Source organism: Flavobacterium sp., assembly GCF_029242675.1.
Classification (GTDB): domain Bacteria; phylum Bacteroidota; class Bacteroidia; order Flavobacteriales; family Flavobacteriaceae; genus Flavobacterium.
Genome location: NZ_JAQWTM010000223.1, coordinates 1 through 5878, shown reverse-complemented (window position 1 = coordinate 5878; position 5878 = coordinate 1). Strand labels below are relative to the sequence as shown.

The 5878-nt window shown below is 34.6% G+C and carries 4 protein-coding genes; 2 read left to right on the top strand and 2 right to left on the bottom strand.

Features of this window, described 5'->3' with window-relative positions:
* A partial coding sequence (locus tag P8M54_RS08210; RefSeq protein WP_300287086.1) for a radical SAM protein occupies positions 1-2025 on the bottom strand: 2025 nt, incomplete at its 3' end.
* A gap of 105 nt (positions 2026-2130) precedes the next feature.
* Positions 2131-3414 (bottom strand): MFS transporter, encoded by a 1284-nt coding sequence (locus P8M54_RS08205; protein ID WP_300287084.1) that lies wholly within the window; start codon positions 3412-3414, stop codon positions 2131-2133.
* Between the two features lie 346 nt (positions 3415-3760).
* Here P8M54_RS08205 and P8M54_RS08200 point away from each other — a divergent pair, with 346 nt between their 5' ends.
* Positions 3761-4372: a sigma-70 family RNA polymerase sigma factor gene (locus P8M54_RS08200; protein ID WP_300287083.1), complete on the top strand. Its 612-nt coding sequence runs from the start codon at positions 3761-3763 to the stop codon at positions 4370-4372.
* A 90-nt stretch (positions 4373-4462) separates the two neighbouring features.
* The gene (locus P8M54_RS08195) at positions 4463-5575 is read left to right on the top strand and encodes a FecR family protein (RefSeq protein ID WP_300287081.1); all 1113 of its coding nucleotides are present in this window, start codon (positions 4463-4465) and stop codon (positions 5573-5575) included.
* Positions 5576-5878 lie beyond the last annotated feature (303 nt).

Below are 5878 nucleotides of genomic sequence, written 5' to 3'. Positions count from 1 at the left end.
CAGTACTATGTCGAAACTTTCTTTTTTATCATGAAAAGTGAAAGCCATCATTTGCCATGATTGACCTTTTTTTGATTTGGTAAAGCTACTAACAGATGGTTTACCACCCAACCATACAATTTTTGCATTTGCTTTAATATTTAAGTCAGCATCTTCAGTCAAAGCATTATAGATAAAATCATCAGCTATTTTTGATTTAGGTATTTTAAAATCAAACCACTCTTGTAATTCGTAGTCAAAGCAAATCCCATGCATGAAATTAAACAATGATTTTTTTAACCCAAAACTAAATTTGTCGTGGTCAATTCCAGTATTGTCAATGTAATTGATATCATTATTTGCAAAAGAACCTATTGCTTCGGTCTCTTTTTTCACACCAAATTTCTCAGGATACAAACCCACCGGGCTGTGCGCCGTCATGGCAAATTGATGCCAAAAACCAGATTGCAAAACACCGGCTTCAAAAAGCTGGCGTACCATCTCGAGACTATCTACTGTTTCTTGAATTGTTTGGGTAGGATAGCCATACATTAAATACGCATGCACCATGACTCCTGCCTCAGTAAAATTACGAGTCACCTTAGCCACTTGCTCGACAGTTACCCCTTTATCAATCAATTTCAATAAACGATCTGAGGCTACTTCTAAACCTCCTGAAACTGCAATACAGCCCGAAGCTTTTAACAGAAGACACAAATCTTTACTAAAGCTTTTTTCAAATCGAATGTTTGTCCACCAGGTTACTGACAGCTTTCGTCTTAAAATTTCTAACGCCAATGCCCGCATTAACGCTGGCGGGGCTGCTTCATCTACAAAGTGAAAACCATTCTCTCCCGTTTGCTCCATCATTTGCTCCATGCGATCGCAAAGTAAATTTGCGGCCACAGGTTCATATATTTTAATATAATCTAATGATATATCACAAAAAGTACATTTTCCCCAATAGCATCCGTGTGCCATGGTAAGTTTATTCCACCTCCCATCTGACCACATACGGTGCATGGGATTGACAATTTCGATGACAGAAATATATTTATCTAACAACAGATCAGAGTAGTCTGGAGTACCTACATGCGATTGTTTATAATCAGATTTAGACGAATTATTCTTATAAACTACTGCTCCATTTTCCAGCAGAAATGTTCGTTTAAAAGAGCCATAACTAGGATTTTCAATATTTAGAATTAGTTCCTCAATAGGCACTTCACCATCATCTAGTGTAATGAAATCAAAAAATTCAAACACTCTGCTATCAGAAAGGGAACGTAACTCTGTATTAGGAAAACCACCTCCCATCGAAATCTTAATTTCAGGATAATTTGCCTTCACCCATTGTGCCGATCGAAAAGCACTGTATAAATTCCCTGGAAAAGGAACCGAAATTAAAAACAAGGTAGGTTTTATTGATTCTATTTTTTCTTTTAGGTTCGAAAGTAAAATGCGATCGATGTACGTAGGATCCTGCTGCAAGGCATCATATAATTCATCAAATGTGTTTGCAGATCTACCTAATCGCTCTGCATACCTACTAAAACCAAAATTAGCATCTACGCACTCCACGATAAAATCTGAAATGTCTTCGAGATATAAAGTCGCAAGATGTTTTCCTTTATCCTGTGTACCCATAGTCCCAAAAGCCCAATCGAGTTCTTCAAGTTGAGCAAAACGAGAAGCTTCCGGCAAATAAGCTTCTTGACAAATTTGTAAAGCTAATGTAGGATTCTTGCCTTGTAAAAAAGCAATAACAGCATCGATTGTTTTAATATATTCCTCTTGCAAGGCATAAATACGCTTTGAATTGTCTGAAATCGTATTTATTGATTCTTCAAATTTAGCACTTGATATGCTAAATAAATTTGATAGCCCTTCCTTTGAAAACAACTTTAAAATTACCTCTATCCCTAAATCTGCTTGAACAGCATCTATAGCTTTTGTATTTAAAAACCCCTTGATGTATGCCGTGGCAGGATAAGGAGTATTCAACTGTGTAAACGGAGGTGTAACTAAAAATAATTTGGTTTTCAAAAGAGATATTTTTCTGCAAAAATAAGTGATATTACTTCGTATTCATAGAAAAGTTAGCTCTTTAAAGAAAAATCTATTTAGAAACCTGATTTTCGAATAAAAGCCTTAAAATTTATGTTCTTTTTTACTAATTACAAGTAGTGCAATTACAGAAACAATTGCTGCTACAGAAAGATAAAAACCTACATAAGTAAGACTATAATTTGTGGCTAACCATATCGCTGCCATAGGAGCAAATGCAGCACCAATGATTCCTGACATATTAAAAGCTAGCGACGTGCCTGAGTAGCGCACAGTAGTAGGAAATAATTCTGATAAAAAAGTACCTAGAGGTCCATAGGTGCACCCCATTAAGCTCATCCCTACACATAAAAACAAGGTTACCACAATAGGATTTCCACTATTCATTGCCGTAGAAAACAGAAACCCAAACAAAGCAATAGCTACAGTTACATAAATTAGTGTTTTTCTACGCCCTATTTTATCAGCAATTAAAGCTGAAAGAGGAATAAAAAGCGCAAAAAACAAAACAGAAAATAACTGCATTAAAAGAAAATCTCTTTTAGTGTAATCTAAATCAGATGTAGCCCAACTTAAGGTGAAAACGGTCATTAAATAGAATAACAAAAACGTAGTCATAGCCGCTAGTGTACCAAATATCAATTGGTTTTTATAAAACTTAATCAATGTCAAGAAAGGAACTTTGTTTTCGGTTTTTTCTTCTTTTGCATTTTCGAATGCTGGAGTTTCTGTAATATTTAATCGAATGTAAAACCCAACCAGAACAAGCAACGAACTAGCTATAAATGGTATTCTCCATCCATAATCAATAAATGCTTCAGCAGTCATGGTATCCGTTAGAAGTAAAAAAACACCTCCCGATAATAACAAACCTATGGGCGCTCCTAACTGAGGAAACATTCCGTACCATGCTCTTTTATGAGGAGGTGCATTTTCAATCGCGAGTAAAACGGCTCCTCCCCACTCTCCTCCTAAACCAACACCTTGTCCGAATCGACAAAGCATTAACAGTAAAGGAGCGGCAATACCAATACTCGCGTAACTAGGTAAGAACCCAATACAAACTGTCGAAATCCCCATCGTAATAAGTGCTATAACTAGCGTCGTCTTCCGTCCTATTTTATCACCATAATGTCCAAAAACGGCAGAACCTAGCGGTCTTGATAGAAAAGCTATAGAAAAGGTTGCAAGAGAGAGTAAAGTAGAATTAGTACTATTTGCAGATGGAAAAAACAATTGCGGAAATACTAGTACGGCAGCATTTGCGTAAATATAAAAGTCAAAAAACTCTATCGTTGTTCCTATAAGACTTCCAAACAAAACATGCTTGAGAGAATTCTTCTTAGGGCTATGCGTATTATCATTCATTGGAGGTATTTTTTTTTATTAAAATTCAACTATTTTACTTAAACAGCGAAATAATTTAACCTCAAAAAGCTCTAAAGGAAAGAGAAATACACATAATCCAGTTTTAAAACAGATTCTTTCTGAATATAATAAAAATCACCAATTCACCGCATACGATGTAAGAAATTATCTATTGCGAATTCTGCAATTCAAATGGACTATTCTTTGTAATTTTTAAATAATGCCAAGCTATATTCATAAAAAAACTAATAAGTCTTACAAGTATAATTTTAATTTGTGTATCTATATTATTATACGTAAAATTACAAACCTTAACAAAACCTTAATATACAAAACCACCACCATTTTGCATACTAACCAAAAAACTAGTACCCCTATACTTGACGACGCTCAATTATGGACTGACTTAAAAGCTGGAGATGAAAAAGCTTTCTCGATGTTATTTGAACGACATTATGAACATTTAATTAGATATGGTAATTCGTTCTCTAACGACAGTGACAAAATTGAAGACTGTGTTCAAGATGTATTTGCTGATGTTTGGCTTTACAAGAACAAGTTAGGAGAGACCACAAATGTAAAAGCATATTTACTCTCAAGTGTACGTAAGAGGATTTCGAGATTACAAGAAAGAGATCGTATCTTTAATAAAGTAGCATCTACAGATGTTGTCAACTTCTTATTTGATTTTTCGATCGAACACCAGTTAATAAGTGATGAAGTTACAGCTGATAAAGTATATCAATTAAATAAATTAATCAATTTATTGCCCTCAAGGCAAAAGGAAGCATTGTATTTAAGATACAATCAAGGTTTGAGCGTAGAGCAAATTGCAGAAATGCTTGATGTAAATTATCAATCAGCAAACAACCTACTACACCGTGCAGTTCTCAATTTAAGAAAGGACTGGAACATCGGCCTAACCGCACTCCTACTACTGTCAACAGCTATATTATAATATTTTATTAAAAAAAATAAAAAATAATCATAATTTAGTGAGTATATAACAAAGAAAGCGTCCTTTATGTATATGTAATCTTATATTTAAATGCAAATACGCGATCATTATACCGAAGTTGAAGACTTCTTAGCAGATGCTTCTTTCCAGACCTGGATACGTTCAAACGTAGATCAGGACAATTGGGAAGAATGGACATTAGAAACTGCGACCAGAGCTAAGCTCGTTCAAGATGCTCGTCTATGGATACTAGCTACTAGAACTCCAAAACCTAACTTTACTACTGCCACCATCCAAACAGCATTACACGCCACTTGGAGTAAAATAGAACAGCGTGAAAACGCTACCAATAAAAAAGTACTTAACTTATGGAATAGCAATTGGCTTAGGTCTATAGCGGCAGTTTTGGTTTTTGGATTACTCGCTACTTGGACCTTTAGCCATTTCTTTCTTCCTTTAAACGATCAAAAAGTGTACAACGAGCTTCTAGATGAAAACTATGAAGGATTAGTAGAACAAACTAACAACTCTAGTAAAGCACAAACGATCACACTATCTGACGGAAGTTCTGTTTTATTACAGCCTAAAAGTAAATTGAGTTACCCTAAAATATTTACAGGTTCAGAACGTAGCGTGTACTTATCAGGTGAAGCTTTCTTTGAAATAAGTAAAAACCCAAAGAAACCTTTTTTAGTCTACGCTAACGAAATCGTAACTCGTGTCCTTGGAACAAGTTTTAAAATTAGCGCTTACGCTAATAAACCTAATATTGAAGTACTCGTTCGTACCGGAAAAGTTAAAATTGAATCGAATCAAAGTATCATGCCTTCCTCAAAAGATGAAGATATTACTTTACTTCCTAATGAGGCGGTTCGTTTTACAAGAAAAGATTTGAAATTTAAAAAAATAACCGACATCACAAAAGACGAAGCCTTGATAGGTTCTTTAAGCAATATAGAACAGTTAAGTTTTGATTTTAGCGACATCCCAGTGAGTCAGATTTTTAAAACATTAGAGCAAGCCTATTTAATTAATATAGCTTATCCAAAAGTAAAAATGAAAGAATGTCACTTGACTAGTTCTCTCAACGATATGCCATTGCCAGAAAAATTGAAGATTATCTGCAAGGCTTTAGGAAATAATACGAGTTATGAAATGAATGGCAATCAGGTAATCATCACTTCTGATGGTTGCGAATTATAAATAGCCTCATAAAAAATTAAAAATAAAACGCCGATAATGCTGTAACATTATCGACGCTTGAATGAAATCAAATTGTTTTCTGTAAAAAACAATTTGTGATGTTTCGACAATACCCTTTAGAAGTACTAATTAAAACAAACCAAAATTATGAAAAAACCTGTTGTTAAACAACGATTACTCTTTCGAATCATGAAAATAACCCTATTCCAACTCCTGCTGGCCTTTGTGTTTTCAACAGTTACAATGGCAAATAGCGTTAATGGTCAAAAGAAACTGGACACTAAAGTAACTTTAGAACTTGAA

Excerpts from the sequence above, each read along its gene's own strand:
- P8M54_RS08195 (WP_300287081.1), top strand. The coding sequence starts at position 4,463 with ATGCAAATACGCGATCATTATACCGAAGTTGAAGACTTCTTAGCAGAT.
- P8M54_RS08205 (WP_300287084.1), bottom strand. The coding sequence starts at position 3,414 with ATGAATGATAATACGCATAGCCCTAAGAAGAATTCTCTCAAGCATGTT.